Raw genomic sequence first — 20,803 nt, forward strand, 5'->3', positions numbered from 1 at the left:
TAACATAAGGAGAGAATTTTTTTAAAGGAGGGTTCTGTGTGAAAAATATGATCGATGTGAAGCATCTGACAAAAAGTTACGGCACCCGTTTCAATCAAACCAAAGTATTAGATAACCTTTCTTTTGCAGTGGATCAAGGAGAATTTGTTGGGGTCATGGGGCCAAGCGGTGCTGGGAAAACGACCTTGATGAATCTTTTGTCTTCAATCATGCGACCTAGCTTAGGCTCGATCTATATCGATGGCAAAGACATTACCCGAATGTCGGAAAAAGCCCTCAGCGATTTTCGCCGTCAGCAGATTGGCTTCATCTTTCAAGATTTTAATCTTTTAGAGACATTGACAGCCAGAGACAATATTTTGCTGCCTTTAGCGATTGATCGCTTGCCCGTGAAGGAAACCCAAGTACGTATCGAGGAGACGGCCAATTTGTTAGGGATCGAACACTTGTTGGATCGCTACCCAGAAGAATTGTCTGTAGGGCAAAAACAAAGGGTCGCTGCTGCTCGGGCGATCATCAGTCGTCCGGCGGTCCTTTTTGCTGATGAACCCACGGGAGCCCTTGATTCAAAAGCGGCAACAGAATTGTTACGGTATTTAGCGCAAATCAATCAACAAGAAAAAACGACGATCTTGATGGTCACCCACGATCCTTTTACCGCCAGCTACTGCAATCGGATTCTGTTCATTCGCGATGGTGTCTTCTTTGCGGAAGTTGTCAAAAAAGGCAGCCGTCAGGAATTTTTCGAAAAAATCATCGATATGCAGGCTACGATTGGAGGCGGTCCGCGCCATGTTGTTTAAAATCGGCTGGCGGAGTTTTTTGCGGCAGTTTCGCAATTATATGGTGTATTTTATTTGTATGATGACCGCCGTGATGATTTTTTATTCCTTTAACGCCTTGATGAATGATCGTCTGCTGAATCAACGGGTCCAGCAAGACATCCGCATTGAAGGGGTTTTAGGATTCGGCAGCAGTGTGGTTGCCTTTGTCGTCTTGTTTTTTATGCTGAGTGCCAATCATTTTTTTCTTAGTCAGCGACAAAAAGAAATCAGTGTTTACCAGCTTTTGGGGTTGCGGCAAGGTCGTCTTGCTTGGCTGTTGCTACGGGAAACGTTTTTACTAAATTTTTTCTCTCTAGTGACCGGTATCTTTATGGGAATTATTTTTTCAAAATTCTTCTCAATGATTTTGATTCGGGCGATGGGCCTAAATTTGACCAGTCATTTCTTTAATTCACCGCAATCGATTTTTTCGACGGTCTTTGTCTTTATCGCCGCAATGATTATATTGAGTATTCAAGTGATCCTTTTTGTTTGGCGTACCCCAATGAGTGAATTGATCAAGACCGAATACCGCTTACCGATCAAAAAAATGAAAATGACTCCGTTTCGTACATTGATGGGGGTCCTAGGTCTGATTTTACTTGGGGTAGGGTATTATCTGTCATTGACCCTAAGGGAAACATGGACCAACTATATCACGTATACGCAAGATTTTTCAGCGATTCTATGGATCCCTTTACTGATTCTATTTTGCTGTATAACGGCAACCTATCTCTTTTTTGATTGTTCCTTGCCAGCACTGTTGTATTTTTTGAGTAAACCAAAAAAACGCCTTATCAAAGGGGCGAAGTTGATTGCTTACAATAACGTGCGTGCTTACTTGCAAAGGACGTGGAAAAGCTACGCCCTTTTGACGATTATCACTGCAATCGCGATTTCATTGATAGGGGGAACAATGGGGGTCATCTCTTTGAATTACCAAGCAACGAACCGTATCTATCCAACTTCCTTTCAGGTGTCAGGAGAGCAGGCAGGGGCCTTGCGTACCCTTTTAGAAAAGTCGGATGTGCCAATTACAGCGGAACAAGCAATTCCCTACAAAATGACCAATATGACGGTGCAGACACGCTACCTAGGAGAGTTGCAAGATGAAAGTGTCGAAAATATGATGGTGAATCTGGTGGCACTTTCGGATTATCAGCGTCTGCGAAAACTGGTTCCGGGTGCTCCTGAGATTCGACTGAGTACTGATAAGCAAGCTGTACTTTTTGACAGTCAATACGACGTAACTCGCTCATTTATCACATATCGCGATGAAGTCAAAGTCGGCAGTCAGCATAATTTTAAACTCATTCAAGCCGAACAAGATTATTTTGGTGATAGTGCTTTACGCTATTCTTTACCCAATGTCCTTGTCATTCAAGATGAGGCGTACCAACAAATCAAAGGATTCACCTATACCATTGCTTATTTACAGACCGAAAAGGTGCAAACAGACGCGCTGACACAGTTGTTGGATGAAGAGCTGCCAATCGAGTGGGCGCATCCATTGACCTATGAATTTAGCGACGACCAAAAAAACGTACGCTTTTATCCAGAGACCGCTCGGGATTCAAGTAGTGATAGTGGTCAGACGACCGCATATCGGCTAACGTTAGCCAATCGCTTTACAACAATGCGCGGGGTGCGACGACAAGCAGGAATCATTTTGTTCGTATCGCTATTTGTTGGGGTGATCGTTTTGATCACCACGTCTAGTAGTTTGATCGTTCGGCAATTTTCTAACACGGAGCGGGAAAAGTACAATTACCGACTATTGACAAAATTAGGCTACACCCGTAATGAAGTGCGCAAGTTGGTGTACTGGCAAAACATTTGGATTTTTATGCCTGGCACCTTATTGGCGATTTTGCATGCGGTATTTGCCATCAATACTTTCACACAGATCATCGATAGTCCCGGGTATTGGGTTGCTCATTTGTTTGCAGCAGTGGCAGCAGTCGTCTATCTGTTTGCCTATTTGATTACCGTCAAGCTGTGTCTGCGGATTATTGAAACTTGATTGAATTCTTTCTAAAACGATCCCTAGAATTGAAGCGAACCTTAAAGGTTAGACCAAAAAATCTAACCTTGAGGATCACTACAAAACGAGGAGCGTTTTTTTCATTTAACCAATCTTTTTGTATTTCCCTCTGGTACCAGATTAAGAGAATGGTATAATCATAATCAACGAGACAAAGGAGGAAGCGAAATGGAGAAAAAAGAAGAACAGCTTTTAATAGACCTAACGACTGCACGTGGGGTTCCTGGGAATGAGGAGGAAGTGCGTGAAGTCTTTAAAGAATATGCCAAAGACTTTGCTGAAGATATCTTTTTTGATGGTTTAGGAAGTGTCATTGCCAAACATGTTGGTGATGGCGGCGGTCCGAAAATTTTTATTTCGGGACATATGGATGAAGTCGGCTTTATGGTAACAAAAATCACAGAAAAAGGCTTTATTGAATTTCAAACCCTTGGGGGCTGGTGGGGGCAAGTGATGCTGGCACAGCAAGTGGAGATCAAAACCAATGAAGGCAAAGTGATCCACGGTGTCGTCGGCTCAAAACCACCCCATGTGTTGAGTCCAGAGACTCGAAACAAACCTTACGATATCAAAGATATGTTCATCGATATTGGCGCGTCAAGCGAAGAAGAAGCCAAAGGTTGGGGCATCCGTCCTGGAGACATGATCACTCCCTATATCCAATACAAACGGATGAACGACAGCAAATTTTTGCTAGCAAAAGCATGGGACAATCGAATCGGTACGGCGGTATCACTGCGGGTATTAGAAACCTTGGCAGCAGAAGGACATCCAAACTGCTTGTTTGCCGGCAGTGACGTGATGGAAGAAGTTGGACTACGAGGTGCGCGAACAAGCACTCACTTAGTGAATCCTGATATCGCTATCGCACTAGATACTGGTACCGCTGGGGACACACCTGGAATGACACCAAAAGAAGCGGATTCTGTGTTAGGCAAAGGCCCACAAGTCTTGATTTTCGATGCTTCCATGATTCCTCACAAGAAATTATTGAATTTTGTGATCGATGTCGCCGAAGAGATGGAGATTCCCTTCCAATATACCGTAATCACTGGTGGAGGAACTGATGCCGGACAAATGCATTTGACTCGTGATGGGGTTCCTTCGATCGCTATTACAGTGCCCGTTCGTTACTTGCACTCGCATACTTCCGTCATTCATGAGGATGATTACTTTAATACAGTTAAGCTTGTAACGGAAGTGGTCCGCCGCTTAGATGATAAAACCGTTAAAGCATTGCGCAGTTATTAAGGTGAGCCTATGAGATCAAACACAATGATTCGTGAGACGGCTAAAAACTCCTTGCGAGGATTCTGGGGAACGTTCGTCTTAAGTATTTTAGCGACGGTTGCCGTTCAAGCGGTGGTCAGCTCGCTTTTTAGTAGTATTGGGACTTCTTTTGGTGCAAACAATGCAGGGAGCTGGATCGATCTGATCTTGGATAATTTTGTCTTCTTTGCGTTTTCGGTAGCATTGAGTATCATGGCACTCTATCTGGTTCGTGGCAGAGGAATCCAGGTGGCGGATATTTTTCTAGTCTTTGATAAGCGTCTGTATGTACCGTTTTTGCTATTAAATTTAGTGAGCGCGCTTTTAAATTATCTTTTGAGTTTTGCGATTTTCTTGCCGCAGTTTGTCTTATCAGGACTCAATCAGTATTTGGACTTGGTATTAAATTTTAATCGGGGAATCTCTGTTGATGTGGCTATGTTTAATGGTTCGGTCGCTTTTGTGATTGGGACCTTTCTCTCCATCATTTTGTTCTTCTTTTTGTCACAAGTCGTTACTGGTGTGATCCAATTAGCAATCTATCTGCGCTATGATCAACCGGAATTAGGGGTTCTTCAGTCTATCAAAGTAGCCTTTGCTCTCTTACGGCCGCATCTGGGGCAATACATTTGGCTGCAGTTATCACTGATTGGTTGGTTTATTCTGGGTTTCTTGGCGCTTTTGATCGGGATGTTGTGGGCAAACGCCTATGCGTATGCGGTCAACGCAGCATTCTATGAAGAATTGATCAATGAACAACGAGCGCTGATCAGATAAGCAAAAAAAGACGACGTACCATTGGAATGGTTCCTTAAGGATAGAGTTGAACACTCATTCAAGGGATTCATCAATAGACGTCGTTTTTTTCTCATTTTCTTGATCCTTTTTCGCAAAAAAATGGTCGGATTTTAGTCAAATCAGCTGAGATGTGATAGCATAAAAGAAGTAGAAAATCAGCTGGAGCCAAAGAGGAGGAAACACATGTGAAAATAACTGTCTTAGGCTGTTTAGGTGCCTATCCGTATAATGGTGAAGGGACTACTGGCTATTTAGTAGAGTCAGATGGCTTTCATTTGCTGCTTGATGCGGGAAGTACCACCTTGGTCCAATTAGAAAAGATCCTTGATCCCTTAGACTTAGATGCAGTGATTTTGACACATTACCATCACGATCATATTGCGGATCTGGGGGTATTACAATACTATTGGCAATTATATCCCGAAAACGAAGAACGGCAGGTTTTGCCGATCTACGGTCATGGGGAGGACAGGGTTCATTTTGAAAGTCTGACGATGCCGGGAGTGACTCAAGGATTTGATTACCTTCAGTCTAAGTCGTTGGAATTGGGCCCGTTCACCATTACCTTTATGAAAACGATCCATCCAGTCACTTGCTATGCCATGCGATTTGTTGAGAAAAGTACGGGCAAGGTCTTTGTTTTTACTGGAGACTCTGGCTATTTAGAATCTTTCGTTGCGTTTGCTGAAGGGGCTGACTTATTCTTGGCAGATACCTATCTTTTTGCAGGAAATGAGCGGCACAAGGCTCATTTTACTTCAAAAGAAGCAGGGGAGATCGCCCATGCAGCGCAGGTGAAAAAATTAATGTTGACGCATTTGCCGCAACACGGTGACTTAGAACAGTTACGAGAAGAGGCTGCGCTAGCTGCCAATGGAATCCCTGTTGAGTTGGCGGCTGTTCAAAAAATAGTAGAAATCATCTAATTAGGAGGAACGAATAGTATGCTTTTTGTACCGAATGAACTGAACGACCCACGCATCAATTTAGCCATCGAGATTTTTCTTCTTCAAGAAATGAAAGTGGATGAACCAATCTTACTTTTTTACATTAATGAACCATCGATTATCATTGGACGCAATCAAAATACGATCGAAGAGATCAATAAGGAATATGTGGATGAACATGGTATTCATGTCGTTCGTCGTTTCAGCGGCGGCGGAGCAGTCTATCATGATTTCGGAAACTTGAATTTCAGCTTTATTATGCCTGACGATGGCAATTCTTTCAGAGATTTTGAAAAACTGACCAAACCAATCGTCCAAGCCTTGCATGAGATGGGTGTTGAAGGGGCGCAACTAAAAGGGCGCAACGACCTTGTGATCAATGACATGAAGTTTTCTGGGAATGCGATGTACGCAACGAATGGCCGGATGTTTGCTCATGGGACGATCATGTTTGACAGTGACATCAATGAAGTGGTCAACGCCTTGAAAGTCCGCAAAGACAAAATCGAATCAAAAGGCATCAAATCGATCCGCTCAAGAGTGACCAACATCAAACCATTCTTGCCAAAAGAGAAGCAAGACATGACGACTGAAGAGTTCCGTCAAGAAATCTTATTGAAGATTTTTGGTGTCGATTCCGTGGAAGAAGTCAAAACCTATGAACTGACTGAAGAGGATTGGGTCAAGATCAATGAGATTTCCGATAAGTATTATCGCAACTGGGATTGGAATTACGGTAAATCTCCAGCTTTTGATATTGAACGCCGTCATCGCTTCCCAATCGGCTCCATCGAAGTTCGTTTGAATGTGGCAGAAGGAAAAATCACGGATGCAAAAATCTTTGGCGACTTTTTCGGACTAGGGGACATTGCAGATGTCGAACAAGCCCTGATCGGAACTCGTTATGCCAAGGAAGATTTGGCACAAGTCATCGCCAACATTGATGTTAAAAAATATTTTGGCAACATCACGCCTGAAGATTTTCTTTCATTGATTTATTAATCAAAAAACGAAGCAGCCTTTTCAATCTGGCTGCTTCGTTTTTTCTATTAGTATGCGCGGGCGATCCAAACGGTATGCTTGGCAGGTTTGCCACTGACGATATCGACTGTTTTTTCCATTGGTGCTTCAAACGGAATGTTTCGGGTAGTAAAGCCGGTTTCTTCTTTGATTTTCGCTTCCGTTTCTTCCGAGCCGTCCCAACCGATCAAAACAAAGCCAGTCACTTTGTCTTCTTGTTTGCACGTTTCGATATGGGCTTTTAGTTCATCCAATGTATCGATGTTGGTGTACTCATTATCTTTGTTACGTTCCTTCGCAGCTGCCAATAAGCGTGGGGTCATTGCTTGCAGTTCTTGATCAACGAAGGCTTCCAAGTCCTCAAGGGCGACTGTTTGCTTGTCAGCCAAGTCGCGGACTTTGACCATCACTTTGCCAGCTTCTAAATCTCTTGGGCCACATTCGATTCGCAAGCAAGCGCCTTTTAGTTCCCATTCATTGAACTTATAGCCAGGTGAGTTATCAGAATCATCCAATCGAACACGAATGCCCTTGGCTTTAAAGTTGGCATACAGTTCTTCTAATTTTTCTAAGATGGCTGGATTCTTTTTCCATGGACCGACTGGTAACAACACAACTTGGGTTGGTGCAATGGTTGGTGGGAAAACTAACCCATTTTCATCGCCATGGGTCATGATCAAGGCCCCCAACAAGCGGGTAGAGACACCCCAAGAGGTTGTGTGGGCATGGACATGCTTGTTTTCTTTCGTTAAATACGTAATATCAAATGCTTCAGCAAATTTTGTCCCCATGTAGTGGCTGGTTCCTGCTTGGACTGCTTTGCCGTCTTTCATCATCGCTTCGATCGAATAAGTATCAACTGCTCCAGCAAAACGCTCAGAAGGGGTTTTTTTTCCGCGATAAACAGGGATCGCTAGGAATTCTTCGCAAAGGCGGGCATATTCATCCAAGATTTTCATGGTGCGTTGACGTGCATCTTCTTCGTTTTCATGAGCGGTATGGCCTTCTTGCCATAAAAACTCTGAGGTACGCAAGAAAGGCAATGTTTTCTTTTCCCAACGAAAGACGTTTGCCCATTGATTGATTTCATAAGGCAGGTCACGGTAGGAGTTGATCCAATCAGAAAAGGCAGAGCCAATCATGGTTTCTGAGGTTGGACGCAAGGCCAAAGGTTCTTCCAATTTTTCATTGCCGACTTCTGTGACCCATGGCAATTCAGGCGCAAAACCTTCAATATGATCGGCTTCTTTCATAAAGAAATTTTGCGGAATCAGCATTGGGAAGTACGCATTGCGAATGCCCTCTTTTTTCAAGAATCGATTGAACTCTTCTTGGATATGCTCCCAAAGTTCGAAGCCGTCAGGACGGAAAATAATGGAGCCTTTCACTGGGGAGTAAGCCATCAATTCGGCTTTTTGGATCGTTTGGATATACCATTCTGTAAAATCATTTTTTTGTGTCATTCTTTTTCCTCCTTAAAAAAATAAAAAAGCATCTCGTCCTAAAAAAGGACGAAATGCTTGGATTTCGCGGTACCACCTTTGTTGATTATCTATCGGGATAATCCAACTCGTAAAGGATAAGGCCTTTCCACCGACCGTTTTGCGGTCATTGCCATTGGGTAGGTTCATTTTATCAGTGGGTGTCGATTTTTCAGCTGCCATCGACTCTCTAAGACCATCATAAAACTACTATTCCAATGCTTGTTGCTGTTCTTTATCATGCTAAAGCGAAAAAGCGAAAAAAGCAAGAGTTTTTTCGCTTTTTCTTAAAATCGCTCCTTTAAAACTAATGTAGCAAGACGGTCAGTCGAAAGACAGCGGATCTATTTTCGCCCTAAGTGTCAAATGCAAGAGGTGAAGCCCGTCAGTTTCTTCAATCCGGATACTTCCTTGGTAGGCTAAACAAAGTTGTTCTAGCATTTGCATGTCAGCCTGCATCGCCTGTCGTTTGGTTTCATTGTTCTGTAGTTTTTCTGCTTCTTCATTTGAGAGAAGCGGCATTTGGCAGTCGATATGCAACTGGCCCTTCGTGTCATTCACCCTCAACGCGAGTCTTCGCTTTTGAGGATCAGTGACCGCACAAGTGTATCGGATGGCGTACTCTAGGCAATGAGCGATCAAGGATAGACGATCATTTTCCGCCAATTGTTCCAGTGGTTCTATGATGCCATCACAGGCAAAGGTGATCCTTTTTTGAGCAGCTGTGTGTTTATAATTAGCAAGCAGCATCGTCGTGAGTGATTCTTTTTCAACGGAAGGACTCGTTAACTGCTGCTTGATCTGTTCTTCAATCTCACTAAGGCCTTCATAGGCCGCTGCCAACTGCTGATCTTCTAACATATCCTTGACGGTATGGGTTCTTTGTTTGATGGTTCGTAAAACTTGCTGCCATTTTAACGTTTGTTCAGGGCTGATCGCTTGTTGGTTCTCATATAAACGCACTTTGATATCTGCCGTATCGATCTGCTTATTTTTACCCTCGCTGGCAAAAAAGAGTTCAAGGAAGCCGTAGCAAGTAAAAATGATAATTAATAAGAAAAAGATGATCGAACGCCAATTGATATCAGATTGTGGCAAAACTAAAATATCCTGAATATACAAGAAACAATGACCAATAGCCGCAATCACGATCCAAGGCGCACAAATGACATAAAAAGGATTTTTTTTCAATGCTTCATAAATTGCTGCAAAAGAAGTAACGAAGGTACTGGTAATATTCAACAAGAACATATAATTCATGATGACGGGCAAACTTTGTGCTTGGAAAAGTGCGAAAAGTATCGCTAACAGACCGAATGAATAGTGGAAGTATAACCATTTCTGGTAGTACTTGCGAATAAAATGCATATTCGTGCAGTAAAAGCCGATCAAAAACATTGGTGTAATAATAGAAAGAATATTTAACATTACAGAGTTGACGATTGGGGGAAACAGTAGTCCACCAAGCATATCGCTGAAGCCCGCTTCCAAGCCTGCTGTTAAGGCAAAGCCGCTGAATAAGAGAGAAGATATTTTCAGCCTTCGTTGATTGATAAAAGAAACTAAGATATAAAATAAATTGATGATACAAATAAAACCAGTAAATAAAAGAATGTAAATATTTAAAATTGACAGACTGAAGACATAGCCGATCAGTGCATTTGCAGGGCCAAAAAAGACTTCTGCTGGGAAGCCAGAATAGGTGTCAAAAGGACTAGTCACGTATATTTTCAAGGTTTTACCAACATAATCCTCAGGCAAGGTGATAAAAGACAATGTTTTGCCTGGATGATTGAGAGTCAGTGGATCATTGGGCTCATCGTTGGTGTAAATTTCTTGGTCATCGAGATAGACAGTCATGTGTTGATGATCGCCAATTAGTAACATTGTAGGGTATTTATAATCGTTGGTCATTTTTCGCTTCATCACAAAACGATCATTGGCTTTTACACTAGGTAAATGTTTCACATAACGGCTAATGAAAGTAGATTCGGGATTGTCCTCAGCATAGAAAATCCAGTCTTCCTTTTTCTCCACTGCATGGATATCAGAAGTTGGGAATAAAAAAAGAACGAGAAAAAAGACAATACTTCCCAGTAAAAATAGGACCAGAAGGATGAAGGGAATCCAACGCTTTAAAAAAAACTTGTTATTTAAAAAAGGCATACTTTTTCTCCTCTGTTTTTTAATCGCCTTTAGCATAATATAAATAATTAAATAAAGTCAAATAATAATCGAGTAATCTTCGTATAAAAATTCAATGAAACGTTTTTAAATATTTGAAAAAAATAGAGTTATGTTATAGAATCATAAAAGAAACTGAGGTTTAGAAGGAGAATAGAAAATGAAGCTTTTTCCAAAACAAAGTATCATGCTCTCACTTTTTGTACTGATGTTCATGCTGCTGTCTGTACTAATTGTGGTGATCCCACATGCGTTTGGTTTCACAATGGCTATTGTTGCTAGTGATGCAATGGAACCGACATATTCTGAAGGGACACTCCTTTTTGTAAAAAAAGCTTCTGAAGATAATTTAGTGGTTGGCAACGAAGTAACGTATTATGTTGATCAAGGTAGACAGATGCGGACGCGGCGAATCGTTGCGGTTGGGGAAAATCAATCGGTGCTCTACACCATTGGCGACAATCAAAATCAGATGGAACCAAACGAAATTCAAAAAAGTCAATTGATTGGCCAGCCGATATTTTATATTCCCAAAGTAGGGGCCTGGTTGAACCAAACGACGATCCAGCTGTTTAAAAACATGTATCTTCTTTTCGCCTTGTATATATTAGCAACGACGATGTTTGTTACGTTTTACCAAATCAAATCTGGCTCAGTAAAAAAGACGATCACTTCTTAATAAATCAATGAAAAAAGACAAAGAAACCCATACGTTTCTTTGTCTTTTTGTCTCTTTCCCCTTTATAGGATGAGTGTTCCGCCAAGTCCCACCATCAAACATAAGGATAAAAACAGCGTATCCATAAAAGTGATTTGAAATGTCTTGGCATAAGTTCGCGTTCCTTCACCGTCGAAACCTCTTGAAAGCATTGCCGTCGCCAAAAGTTCGGACCAGCGAATGGATTTGACGAGTAAAGGAATCAACATTTTGAAAGAAAACGAATTGACTGAGATTCCTCTGGAACGCATGCTATTGCGGATGTTTTGATACTCTGCTGGAATGATCGGAGCAATTTGAAACGCAGCGAGCAGACCGTACGCAAAAACGGCAGGCAGGTGCAGCTGTTGCTGCAGCGAATAAATCAATTCATTGATCGTGGTCGTCACACTGAAAGAACTGCCCAGAATACCGAAGCAGTAGATTCGGCTCGCCATGTCAAGCCCATAGTGAATAGCTGCCGTTGAGGAGGGAGCGCCTTGATGGTCTTGATAGTAAAGGAGACCAGTGAAAAAGACCCCTACAGCTGCCAGTGTTAATGCAGAGAAGAGCAAAAGACTTTTTTTCAAGGAGCGCTCTTTTACAGTAATAACGAAGAATAGGACAGAGAGCAATAAATTCAATCTGAAATTATTTTGAAAAGAAACCACTAAGGCGAGTCCTAAAATGGCGAATAACTTGACTGTGGGATTGAGTGTACGCATCTGCGACCTCCTTTTGATAGCAATTGAAATCAATGATTTGCGAGCAAAACTGTTGCAACAATAAGACATCGTGACTAACGATCAAAACTAACGTGCCAGTGGTTGCTTTAGCAGCTAATAGTTCCATGATCTGCCAAGCTTGTGTGACATCTTGACCATATGTCGGCTCGTCTACTAGCAGTAGGTCTACCGGGCGCTGCAGTAAGGAGGCAACAGCCAAGCGCCGTTGCTGTCCTTGACTCAGTAGAAAAGGCGACAGGGCACTCTTGTTTTGCAGACGCAATTTTTCGAGTAGTTTGTCGCTCTCGGTCGGGGCGCTTCCTTGGCTAAGCTCTTGCGCAACGGTAGCTGCCAAAAATTGGTCTTGCGGATTTTGCATGATCCAACTGATGGAGCGAAAAGGTGACGGATACTTCTTGATTGGTTTACCTGCCAAAAGAATATCCCCCTTATAGGCCTGCTGCTGTAAAATAGCTTTTAAAAACGAAGACTTGCCGCTGCCGCTACGTCCAGTGATCCCAATCAGTGAGCCCTTATCAAAGGCAAGATCTGGGAAAACAATTTCATGGTTTCGGATGGGTAATCGGAAATTTTGAAATGAAAGCCGTTTTTCGTTAGAAGTCGATTTAATGTTCACAAGCGGCAGCGACTTGCGTAGGTGCTGATCAAGTTGGCGGAGCGCTGCTTGATTGATCTTTCTGAATTCCTCTTCAATCAGCAGCCACTCATCGACCCAGTTAGCGGTCTCTTTGATTTGATGATCGATCAATAAAATACCAAGAGCATTTTTGTGTTGGATTTGCTGCAGTTTTCGTATGACTTTTTGACTTGTGTCCGAATCCAAATTGGCAAAGGGTTCGTCCAAAAGCAAGTAACGACTTTTTAATATCAGACAACAAGCCAATGCGGCTAGCTGTTTTTCACCACCAGACAAGGTCGTGAAAGGTTGATCAGCAAGGTGGGTAATCTCGCAAAATGCCAAAGCTTCAGCCACTTTGTTTGGCATGTCTTTTTGGGAAATACATTGATTCTCTAAACAGAAAAGCAACTCTTCTCGCGGTGTTGCCATGCAAAATTGCATATCAGGATTTTGAAACAATAAGCTGACGGACGTGCTTCTTTCCCGGATGGAAAGCTGGTTCATCGTTTGGCCGTCAATCGTATACGTCCCTCCATCAAACCCCTTCTCATTTAGTCCCGCTAAGAGATGGAAAAGGGTGCTTTTTCCTGTTCCTGAAGCACCATAAATCCCTTTTGTTTCACCAGGGGCCAAAGACAGAGTCAATTCAAGTCGCTTTTGATCCACCAAAAAACTGCCGTTTTTTACCGACAGGCTCATGCGGTTTTCCGTTTGACGATGACCGTTTGATCTTCAGCGATGGGGTAACTGTTGAGGACCCCCATCCGTGTCAAGTGGTCACAGACGATCTTCACTAAAAAGGCTGAAAAGAATAACGAAGAAAGCAAGCGAATAAGAAAGATCGCCAACAGCAACTGCCATTGTAGGTTAATGAAATTTGACCGAATGATTCCCCAAAGAAAACTCGTGATCGTGGCGCCCACGGCTCCAGTAACTAAAGGGAACCACCCGTATCGTCGGTAGCGGCCTAATGCAAAACCGGCTTCTGTTCCGATCCCCTGTACAAAACCGCTAATAAAAATGATAGGTCCATAAAAATTTCCCATAAACACTTCTAAAAGAGCCGCAATCATTTCAGTGATCGTAGCTGCTCCCGGCTTACGTAGCACATATCCGGCAAAAGCTGCCGCCATGAACCAAACACCAAAGATAAACTCATTGGCTAAGACAGATAAACCAAAGGGCGTTAGAAGCGTACCTAACAACAATCCGAAATGGACAGCCCCAAGATAGATCACGCCAAAAATCAACGAAGCAATTCCTACCATGATGACATCTTTCAAAGCCCACTTAGTCACGTGGCATCGCCTCCTTTTTTGAAGGGCTGTTGACCGAAACAGTCGCTTCCAGAACATAGTGGGGGAGATGGTCATGGGCATAAGCTAATGCGGCTTCAAAATAAGCAAAGAGTTGGCTTGCTGATCCGGTCAGCATCGTCACATAGTGAGCAGAACGAGGGCTCAAGCCATGAGTCTCTGCCAGCTGGACGATCGTGGCGATTTCTTCCATATAATGATTTTCGCCAAATACGTAAAACGAATATTTGCAATCAACCAAAAAGTCACCATTCGCTAGGTTCTTTCCTTTATTGGGTTGCGCCTGTTCGCCATTCAAGAATGTGTCACCCGCAGTGTCTCCGGGACAGCCTTTGGAAAAAGTAAACTCACCCACGAGGTGTGTCTTTGATTCGTAGGCGTTGATAAATAGCGCCTCTGCTGCGTCTATGACATTAGGCGCTTCCCCTCGAAAAAGGGTACTGAACAGATCGGTCTGCTGCCAAACAGCGCTCGTATTCGTTTTTTCGATACTTGTTAAAATTTGTTGCGCGAAATGGTCTTTCATTGGGTACAAGCTAACTCGGCACCCCGTGATATCGATCCCATCTGCCGCACAGGCGATTGGTTCATTTGTCATTTTTCTCTTCTCCTCTCGATGGTTTTTCTGTCTACAAAAAAAGCGTTCCTCCTTTTTCTATCCACACGTAGACAGAAAAAATGGGAACGCGAAAAATCATGCGCTGCCACTTCCCTACGTTGGTACTAACCAAATCAGGTTCTAAGGGACCAGACATACGTCTATCTCAGCATAAAGCGCCCCTAGTGGATAATCTTGTATTCAATTACCCCTCGAGTGTAGCACAGGAGGCGACAAAGGACAATAGATAGCGATTTTCGTCATTTGCCGATTGTTGCCGAATCAACCGATCCATTCAGTAAGTTAATAATGATATCAGCAGTGGTACATATGAAAGTTTTTACATATAAAAAAACATCTTGAAAAGCTGTTGACAAGGAGTAAATAGTTGTGTAAAGTAGAAAACCGATGGTAAAACGTAAACATTACGTTTTGTTTTTGTAAATCGTAATTGATTTATCAGTGTTTTGCCGAGGAAAAGGAAATATGGAAAAATAAAAAGGAGTGTATTTTGAAAATGAAGAAGTTTTTTAAAATAACGATGTTATCAACAGTAGCCCTAGCTTTGGCGGCCTGTGGACAAGGAGGCTCTGATGCAACTGAACAATCAGGCAACGCTGCTTCTGATAATGAACAAATCCAGGTCATGGCTACGTTTTATCCGATGTATGATTTTGCTCGTCAAGTTGTAGGGGATGAAGGGGAGGTTGAATTATTGATGCCCGCAGGCACTGATTCCCACGATTATGAACCTTCTGCAAAAGATATGGCAAAGATCCAAGATGCGGATGTTTTCGTCTACAACAATGAGAACATGGAAATGTGGGTTCCTTCGATTGAAGCCACGTTAAATGACGGGGATGTGACAGTGGTTAAAGCCACAGAAGGAATGGTCCTGTTACCCGGTGACGATGACCACGACCACGATCACGATCATGACCACGGCGATGATGGTCATTCTCATGAATTAGATCCCCATGTCTGGTTAGCCCCAAGCTTAGCCATGAAACAAGTAGAGGCGATCCGTGACCAGCTGAGTGAGGCTTATCCAGCGAAAGCGACAGCCTTTGCTGAAAATGCGGCAAATTATTTAGCACAATTACAAGATCTTCATGAATCGTATGAAGAAGCATTTAGCAATCCGGCGCAAAATCATTTTGTAACGCAGCACGCCGCTTTTGGTTATTTAGCTTTAGAATACGGATTGACCCAAGTTCCGATCTCCGGTCTTTCACCAAGTGAAGAGCCTTCCGCTTCACGGATCGCAGAACTAAAAGAGTTCGTTCAAGAAACAGGTATTCAGACGATCTATTTTGAAGAAAATGCCAAAGACAGCATTGCCCGGACGTTAGCGTCAGAAGCAGGAGTTGAATTAGCTGTTTTGAACCCATTAGAAGGCTTGACCCAAGAGCAGATGGATAACGGGGAAGACTACATTTCAATTATGGAGCAAAACCGCGATGCCTTGAGAAAAACCACCGATGTAGCAAATGACAAAGAAATGGCTGAAGCCGAAAAAGAAAAAACAGTTTATAACGGCTACTTTGAGGATGCCGATGTACAAGACCGTCCTTTATCTGACTGGGCAGGATACTGGCAATCCGTTTACCCATTTTTACAAGACGGAACATTGGATCAAGTGTTTGATTATAAAGCAAAAATGGACAAGAAAATGACAGCTGACGAATACAAAGAGTATTATACGACAGGGTATCAAACGGATGTTGCTCAGATCAAGATCACAGACAATACAATGACATTTATTTTTGATGATGGTACTGAGAAAGAAGCTAAGTATGTGTATACTGGCAAAGAGGTTTTGAACTACTCAGCTGGTAATCGTGGCGTACGCTTCTTATTTGAAAGCACCGATGAAGATGCGGCGTTCAAATATATCCAATTTAGCGACCATATGATCGCACCAGGTGCTTCACATCATTTCCATATCTACTTTGGCAACGAGAGTCATGAAGCGTTACTAGAGGAAATGGAGCATTGGCCGACCTATTACCCAACGGGGATGAGCGGATTAGAAATTGCACAGGAAATGCTCTCCCATTAAAAAAAAGATTGACAATCCTCGCTCTTTTCGTCAAAGTAAACTTGATAGGAAGGAGCGAGATTTTTTTGGAAAAAACATTGAAGAAATTAGCGAAAGTGATTGACCGGATGATGGATCACGTTGATTTGTATGGCGGACCCAGTGTGGTTAGTGACGACGATCTTGAGCATTACTTAGATCCTGTTTTTTACTTGATCTTTTGCGCGGAAACAGATGGCGGCATGACCAAACTAAAAGACAAAGTCTTTGTTGAATGGGTATATACTGAAATGCTGCCTCAAGAAGTACCGTACAGTCTAAATTTTCTTCCGTTTGCCAAAACAGCCATTGAAGACTTTTATTACTGCATGTATAAAGAAAAGCATATTACCAAATCGCAATACCTAGAAATTGCCTTTGTATTGGCTGAAAAACAACCTATCTTTTTCGCTCGGATGTCCAAACCACAGTTTTGGTCAGCTGAAAAGAAAGAAGCGATGTTAGCAATGATTAAAGACACCGATCCCGAAGAACATGATCTATTGCCCGTTGATGACCCACGGATTGCTGCAATCTCGCCAAAAATCGTCCCATTTCCAACAAAACATACGGCCTTTGATGACGCAGCAGATACGCCGGTCGCCTATCAGGTCCGTATTGATTTAGAAGGATACCGTCCGCCAATTTGGCGTCGTTTGATTATTCCTGCAGGGCTGACCTATGAACAGCTACATATTTTGATCCAGATTGCCTTTGAGTGGATGAATCAACATTTGTATTTGTTTATTGCCGGCTCGAAATCGATCGGCTTAGGCAATTCCGTTCCAACGGATGCGTCCGCTATTGACCAAGATTTTCAGTATTGTAAGTCCATGACCTATATTTATGATATGGGGGCAGATTGGACACATAAGATCAAGATTGAAAAAGTGTTGACAGCAGAGGATCATCCGAATCCGGTCGTCCCGGTTTGTATCAAAGCTGTGGGCGATGTCCCGATCGAAGATGCCTTTGATGATGATATCCGTGAACCACTGGATCGTGAGATCATCAATGAAGTTTTACTCGATTATTGGGAAACAGGAGAATATGTTTAACTAGTAGTTAGGAAATTGTCCGTAATTTTACAAGAATCAAACAGCACAACCACCAGGCCGTAACGGTTCTGGTGGTTTTTTAGTGGTTTCCTATCAAAGGCGCTTTTTGATATACTCTGTCATCGGTTTGGTGTAGGACGAGAAGTCTGTTGGTTGCGCATGTACCTCATTGATCCGATTTGCTAGAAGATAACCGATGTAAGGTCCCGTCGTTAAACCGGAAGAACCTAGCCCGCTGGCGGCGAACAAATTCGTTTCATCAGGCACTTCCCCAAAGAAAGGCGCAAAATCAGAGGTGTAAGCGCGTGTGCCGACTCGCATAGTCATTGGGGCAGCAAAGAGTGCTTCGGGGTCTTCAAGAAAAGCACCGATTCCTGTCATCAATTGCTGTTGGGCTGCTTCAGTAGGTGTCAAATCCCAACCAGCATCATTTTCATGAGTAGCGCCTAATAAAATTTGACCATTAGAGAAGGGAATCAAGTCGCCTTCGCCTTCTAGCATGGCGACCGGCCAACTGTTTGTCGGCAGGTTGGTGGCAAAAGAGAGCAACTGGCCTTTTTGCGGACGGATATCGACTTGATACCCTAAAGGTGATAACAAGTCTAGTAATCCCGGTCCAGCTGTCAGGCAAAGAATCTCGGTCTCAAGAAAGTGATCCTTGGTTTTGATTTGCCAATGGTGGCCGGTTCTGACGATCTCAGCTTTTTCTTCAATAAAAGTCACTTGCTGCTGCTGAGCGTTTGCTTTTAAGTGGGCAAGATAAGCCTGACCATCTAAGCGGCCACCGCCTGTGATTCGTAAAGAGGGCATTTCTTTTAGTAATGGCAATACCTCTTTGGTTTGTGAGCCCGTCAGTAAGTCGATTTCGCCGATTCCTGGTGCCGCCTTACGTCGATTTTCAGCTAATTCTGCCAGTTCTTGAAGCGCCTTTTCTGGTCGCACTACCAAAGTGCCACATGGGGCATAGATGGATTCATCTAAAGCAAAATCCCGTACCAATTTCGGGAAGAAAGCGGCTCCGTCTTGTGCTAACTGGTACCATTTTTTATTGCGGCGTTTGGATAGCCAAGGGGAAATGATGCCAGCGCTGGCAGATGTTGCTTGACCGATGAGGGAATCAATGACAGTCACGTCAAATTTGGTTTTATCAAGATAATTGGCGAGGGTCAAACCGATGATCCCACCGCCGATAATCATAACTTTTTTCATAGTAGAAGACTCCTTTGTTTGATTTCATTGAAAAGCGAATAAAAAGCGAAAGTTCTCTTAATGCCGTTTTCTTTGCGTACTTAATTGCGTATAATAAGGAAATGGAAAAGAGGGTATTATGCAAACTATTCAAACAGTCTTAAAAGAACATTTTGGCTATTCACAGTTTCGTGAAGGTCAAGAAACGATTATTCAATCTATTTTAACACAACAAAATGTTTTGGGAATCATGCCCACAGGTGGAGGGAAATCCATTTGTTATCAATTGCCAGCGCTCTTGCTGGATGGAGTGACCTTGGTCATCTCCCCTTTGATTTCATTAATGAAAGACCAAGTAGATAGCCTCGTTGATATGGGGATCCCAGCAGCGTATATCAATTCTTCCTTGACAGGAGCACAGATCAATCAACGCTTGCAAGAAGCACGCCAAGGGCGAATCAAACTGCTGTATGTTTCGCCAGAACGCTTAGACTCAGAATCTTTCCGCTACTCATTGCGGCAGATGCCGATCGCTTTATTGGCCGTTGATGAAGCCCACTGTATTTCCCAATGGGGACATGATTTTCGCCCGAGCTATCTGCGACTCGCCGAAACGATCGAAAACTGGGAGCAGAAGCCAACGATCGTTGCCCTTACCGCGACAGCTACACCCAAAGTTGCCGAAGACATCGAAAACTTACTTTCAATTCCGGCAGAAAATCAAGTCAAAACCGGGTTTGCTCGGGAAAATTTGGCTTTTCAAGTCGTCAAGGATCAAAAAGATACCTACATCACAACGTATTTGAAAATGAACCAAGGACAATCAGGTATCATTTACGCCAGTACCCGCAAGGAAGTGGAACGGATCTATCACCTGTTGAAACATGAACGCGTGTCCGTCGGGTATTACCATGGCGGACTTTCAGAAGAAGAGCGCTCATTTTTCCAAGAAGAATTTCTTTATGACCGCCTGCAAGTGATGGTAGCTACCAATGCATTCGGGATGGGAATCAACAAAAGCAATGTCCGTTTCGTGATCCATGCCCAGATACCTGGAAATTTGGAGTCTTATTATCAGGAAGCCGGGCGTGCCGGACGAGACGGCGAACCTAGTGATGCGATCTTACTTTATGCTCCACAAGACATGCAGATTCAGCAATTCTTTATCGATCAATCCGAATCAGATATTCTTTATCGCCAAAACGAATACTTGAAATTGCGGGAGATGAGCCAATACGGACATACCCAACTGTGCTTACAGCGCTATATTTTGCGTTATTTTGGAGAAGATGGACCCGATTGCGGTCGTTGCAGCAATTGCCTTGATGAAAGAGAACAAGTGGATATCACAGTGGATACACAAAAAGTGTTGTCATGTGTGAAACGAATGGGCGAACGCTTCGGGAAAGCCTTGGTGGGGAAAGTGCTAACGGGCTCTGGCGACCAAAAAGTCAAACAGTGGGGCTTTGAAAAGTTACCAACTTATGGATTAATGAAAGATTGGTCTCAAAAGGAAGTCAATCAGCTGATCGATTATTTAACAGCATCAGGGTATCTTTTGCCGTCAGAAGGGCAATACCCTTTGTTAAGTGTGACCAATGCGGGGATTGATGTGTTGCTTGGAAAAGCAAAAGTTTATAGAAAACAAACCAAAGTCAAACAGTTAGTGGTTGATGATGAACTGTTCGATCAACTGCGCACCTTACGATTGAATCTCGCACAAGAACAAAATTTGCCGCCGTATGTCGTTTTTTCTGATAAAACACTGCGAGAATTGGCGGAAGTTCAGCCAAAAACGCCGATCGATTTTTTACAGATCAAAGGGGTTGGCCAAAACAAATTGGATAAGTATGGCGATGCCTTTTTAGCATTGCTTTCTGAATACGAAAAGACGGAAAGTGATTAAAAAAGACCATTTTCTCTACGATAAGACA

17 protein-coding genes, 1 riboswitch and 1 other annotated feature are annotated in these 20,803 nt (G+C 43.0%); of the genes, 10 read left to right on the forward strand and 7 right to left on the reverse strand.

Annotated elements, in window-relative coordinates; genetic code table 11:
• Positions 1 to 38: 38 nt before the first annotated feature.
• The 6 genes from A5877_RS15610 to A5877_RS15635 all read left to right on the forward strand — a co-directional run bounded on the left by A5877_RS15610 (position 39) and on the right by A5877_RS15635 (position 6,884).
• Positions 39 to 803: an ABC transporter ATP-binding protein gene (locus A5877_RS15610; protein ID WP_005236606.1), complete on the forward strand. Its 765-nt coding sequence runs from the start codon at positions 39 to 41 to the stop codon at positions 801 to 803.
• Positions 793 to 2,847 carry an FtsX-like permease family protein gene (locus tag A5877_RS15615; RefSeq protein ID WP_005236604.1) on the forward strand — a complete coding sequence of 685 codons (2,055 nt, stop codon included), beginning with the start codon at positions 793 to 795 and terminating at the stop codon, positions 2,845 to 2,847. Before A5877_RS15610 ends, A5877_RS15615 begins: the two co-directional genes overlap by 11 nt.
• Positions 2,848 to 3,036: 189 nt before the next feature.
• Positions 3,037 to 4,119 carry a M42 family metallopeptidase gene (locus tag A5877_RS15620; protein WP_008381585.1) on the forward strand — a complete coding sequence of 361 codons (1,083 nt, stop codon included), beginning with the start codon at positions 3,037 to 3,039 and terminating at the stop codon, positions 4,117 to 4,119.
• A gap of 9 nt (positions 4,120 to 4,128) precedes the next feature.
• Entirely contained in the window at positions 4,129 to 4,914 is a 786-nt protein-coding gene (locus tag A5877_RS15625; protein WP_228100676.1) for a DUF975 family protein, read from the forward strand.
• Positions 4,915 to 5,120: 206 nt separating this feature from the next.
• Entirely contained in the window at positions 5,121 to 5,861 is a 741-nt protein-coding gene (locus A5877_RS15630; RefSeq protein ID WP_086317214.1) for an MBL fold metallo-hydrolase, read from the forward strand.
• An 18-nt stretch (positions 5,862 to 5,879) separates the two neighbouring features.
• Entirely contained in the window at positions 5,880 to 6,884 is a 1,005-nt protein-coding gene (locus A5877_RS15635) for a lipoate--protein ligase (protein WP_005236575.1), read from the forward strand.
• Between the two features lie 47 nt (positions 6,885 to 6,931).
• On the opposite strand, the gene proS is transcribed toward A5877_RS15635, so the two are convergent.
• A complete protein-coding gene (gene proS, locus A5877_RS15640; protein ID WP_086317216.1) occupies positions 6,932 to 8,365 on the reverse strand; it encodes a proline--tRNA ligase in 1,434 nt (477 codons plus the stop codon).
• 41 nt (positions 8,366 to 8,406) lie between these two features.
• Positions 8,407 to 8,611, reverse strand: a binding site (T-box leader).
• 96 nt (positions 8,612 to 8,707) lie between these two features.
• Positions 8,708 to 10,549, reverse strand: a complete 1,842-nt coding sequence (locus A5877_RS15650) for a hypothetical protein (RefSeq protein ID WP_254907491.1) — start codon at positions 10,547 to 10,549, stop codon at positions 8,708 to 8,710.
• Between the two features lie 178 nt (positions 10,550 to 10,727).
• Here A5877_RS15650 and A5877_RS15655 point away from each other — a divergent pair, with 178 nt between their 5' ends.
• Positions 10,728 to 11,246, forward strand: a complete 519-nt coding sequence (locus tag A5877_RS15655; RefSeq protein WP_016613282.1) for a signal peptidase I — start codon at positions 10,728 to 10,730, stop codon at positions 11,244 to 11,246.
• A gap of 62 nt (positions 11,247 to 11,308) precedes the next feature.
• On the opposite strand, the gene A5877_RS15660 is transcribed toward A5877_RS15655, so the two are convergent.
• From A5877_RS15660 to A5877_RS15675, 4 genes are read right to left on the reverse strand one after another with little or no spacing between them, the layout of a single operon-like run.
• Positions 11,309 to 11,989 (reverse strand): energy-coupling factor transporter transmembrane component T, encoded by a 681-nt coding sequence (locus A5877_RS15660; RefSeq protein WP_086317220.1) that lies wholly within the window; start codon positions 11,987 to 11,989, stop codon positions 11,309 to 11,311.
• The gene (locus A5877_RS15665) at positions 11,916 to 13,328 is read right to left on the reverse strand and encodes an ABC transporter ATP-binding protein (protein ID WP_086317222.1); all 1,413 of its coding nucleotides are present in this window, start codon (positions 13,326 to 13,328) and stop codon (positions 11,916 to 11,918) included. Before A5877_RS15665 ends, A5877_RS15660 begins: the two co-directional genes overlap by 74 nt.
• Positions 13,325 to 13,927 carry an ECF transporter S component gene (locus A5877_RS15670; RefSeq protein WP_005236560.1) on the reverse strand — a complete coding sequence of 201 codons (603 nt, stop codon included), beginning with the start codon at positions 13,925 to 13,927 and terminating at the stop codon, positions 13,325 to 13,327. Before A5877_RS15670 ends, A5877_RS15665 begins: the two co-directional genes overlap by 4 nt.
• Entirely contained in the window at positions 13,920 to 14,543 is a 624-nt protein-coding gene (locus tag A5877_RS15675; RefSeq protein ID WP_086317224.1) for a YkoF family thiamine/hydroxymethylpyrimidine-binding protein, read from the reverse strand. Before A5877_RS15675 ends, A5877_RS15670 begins: the two co-directional genes overlap by 8 nt.
• Positions 14,544 to 14,637: 94 nt before the next feature.
• Positions 14,638 to 14,737: riboswitch (TPP riboswitch) on the reverse strand.
• Positions 14,738 to 15,060: 323 nt separating this feature from the next.
• Between A5877_RS15675 and A5877_RS15680 the strand changes: the two genes are divergently transcribed.
• Positions 15,061 to 16,605: a zinc ABC transporter substrate-binding protein AdcA gene (locus A5877_RS15680; RefSeq protein WP_086299557.1), complete on the forward strand. Its 1,545-nt coding sequence runs from the start codon at positions 15,061 to 15,063 to the stop codon at positions 16,603 to 16,605.
• Between the two features lie 65 nt (positions 16,606 to 16,670).
• Positions 16,671 to 17,681 (forward strand): plasmid pRiA4b ORF-3 family protein, encoded by a 1,011-nt coding sequence (locus tag A5877_RS15685; protein ID WP_008381564.1) that lies wholly within the window; start codon positions 16,671 to 16,673, stop codon positions 17,679 to 17,681.
• A 93-nt stretch (positions 17,682 to 17,774) separates the two neighbouring features.
• On the opposite strand, the gene A5877_RS15690 is transcribed toward A5877_RS15685, so the two are convergent.
• A complete protein-coding gene (locus A5877_RS15690) occupies positions 17,775 to 18,890 on the reverse strand; it encodes an FAD-binding oxidoreductase (RefSeq protein WP_086299556.1) in 1,116 nt (371 codons plus the stop codon).
• 118 nt (positions 18,891 to 19,008) lie between these two features.
• Between A5877_RS15690 and recQ the strand changes: the two genes are divergently transcribed.
• Positions 19,009 to 20,775, forward strand: coding sequence for a DNA helicase RecQ (gene recQ / locus A5877_RS15695; RefSeq protein ID WP_005236551.1), 1,767 nt, complete (start codon positions 19,009 to 19,011; stop codon positions 20,773 to 20,775).
• Positions 20,776 to 20,803 lie beyond the last annotated feature (28 nt).

Source organism: Enterococcus sp. 3C7_DIV0644, from assembly GCF_002141235.1.
GTDB lineage: Bacteria > Bacillota > Bacilli > Lactobacillales > Enterococcaceae > Enterococcus_D > Enterococcus_D entomosocium.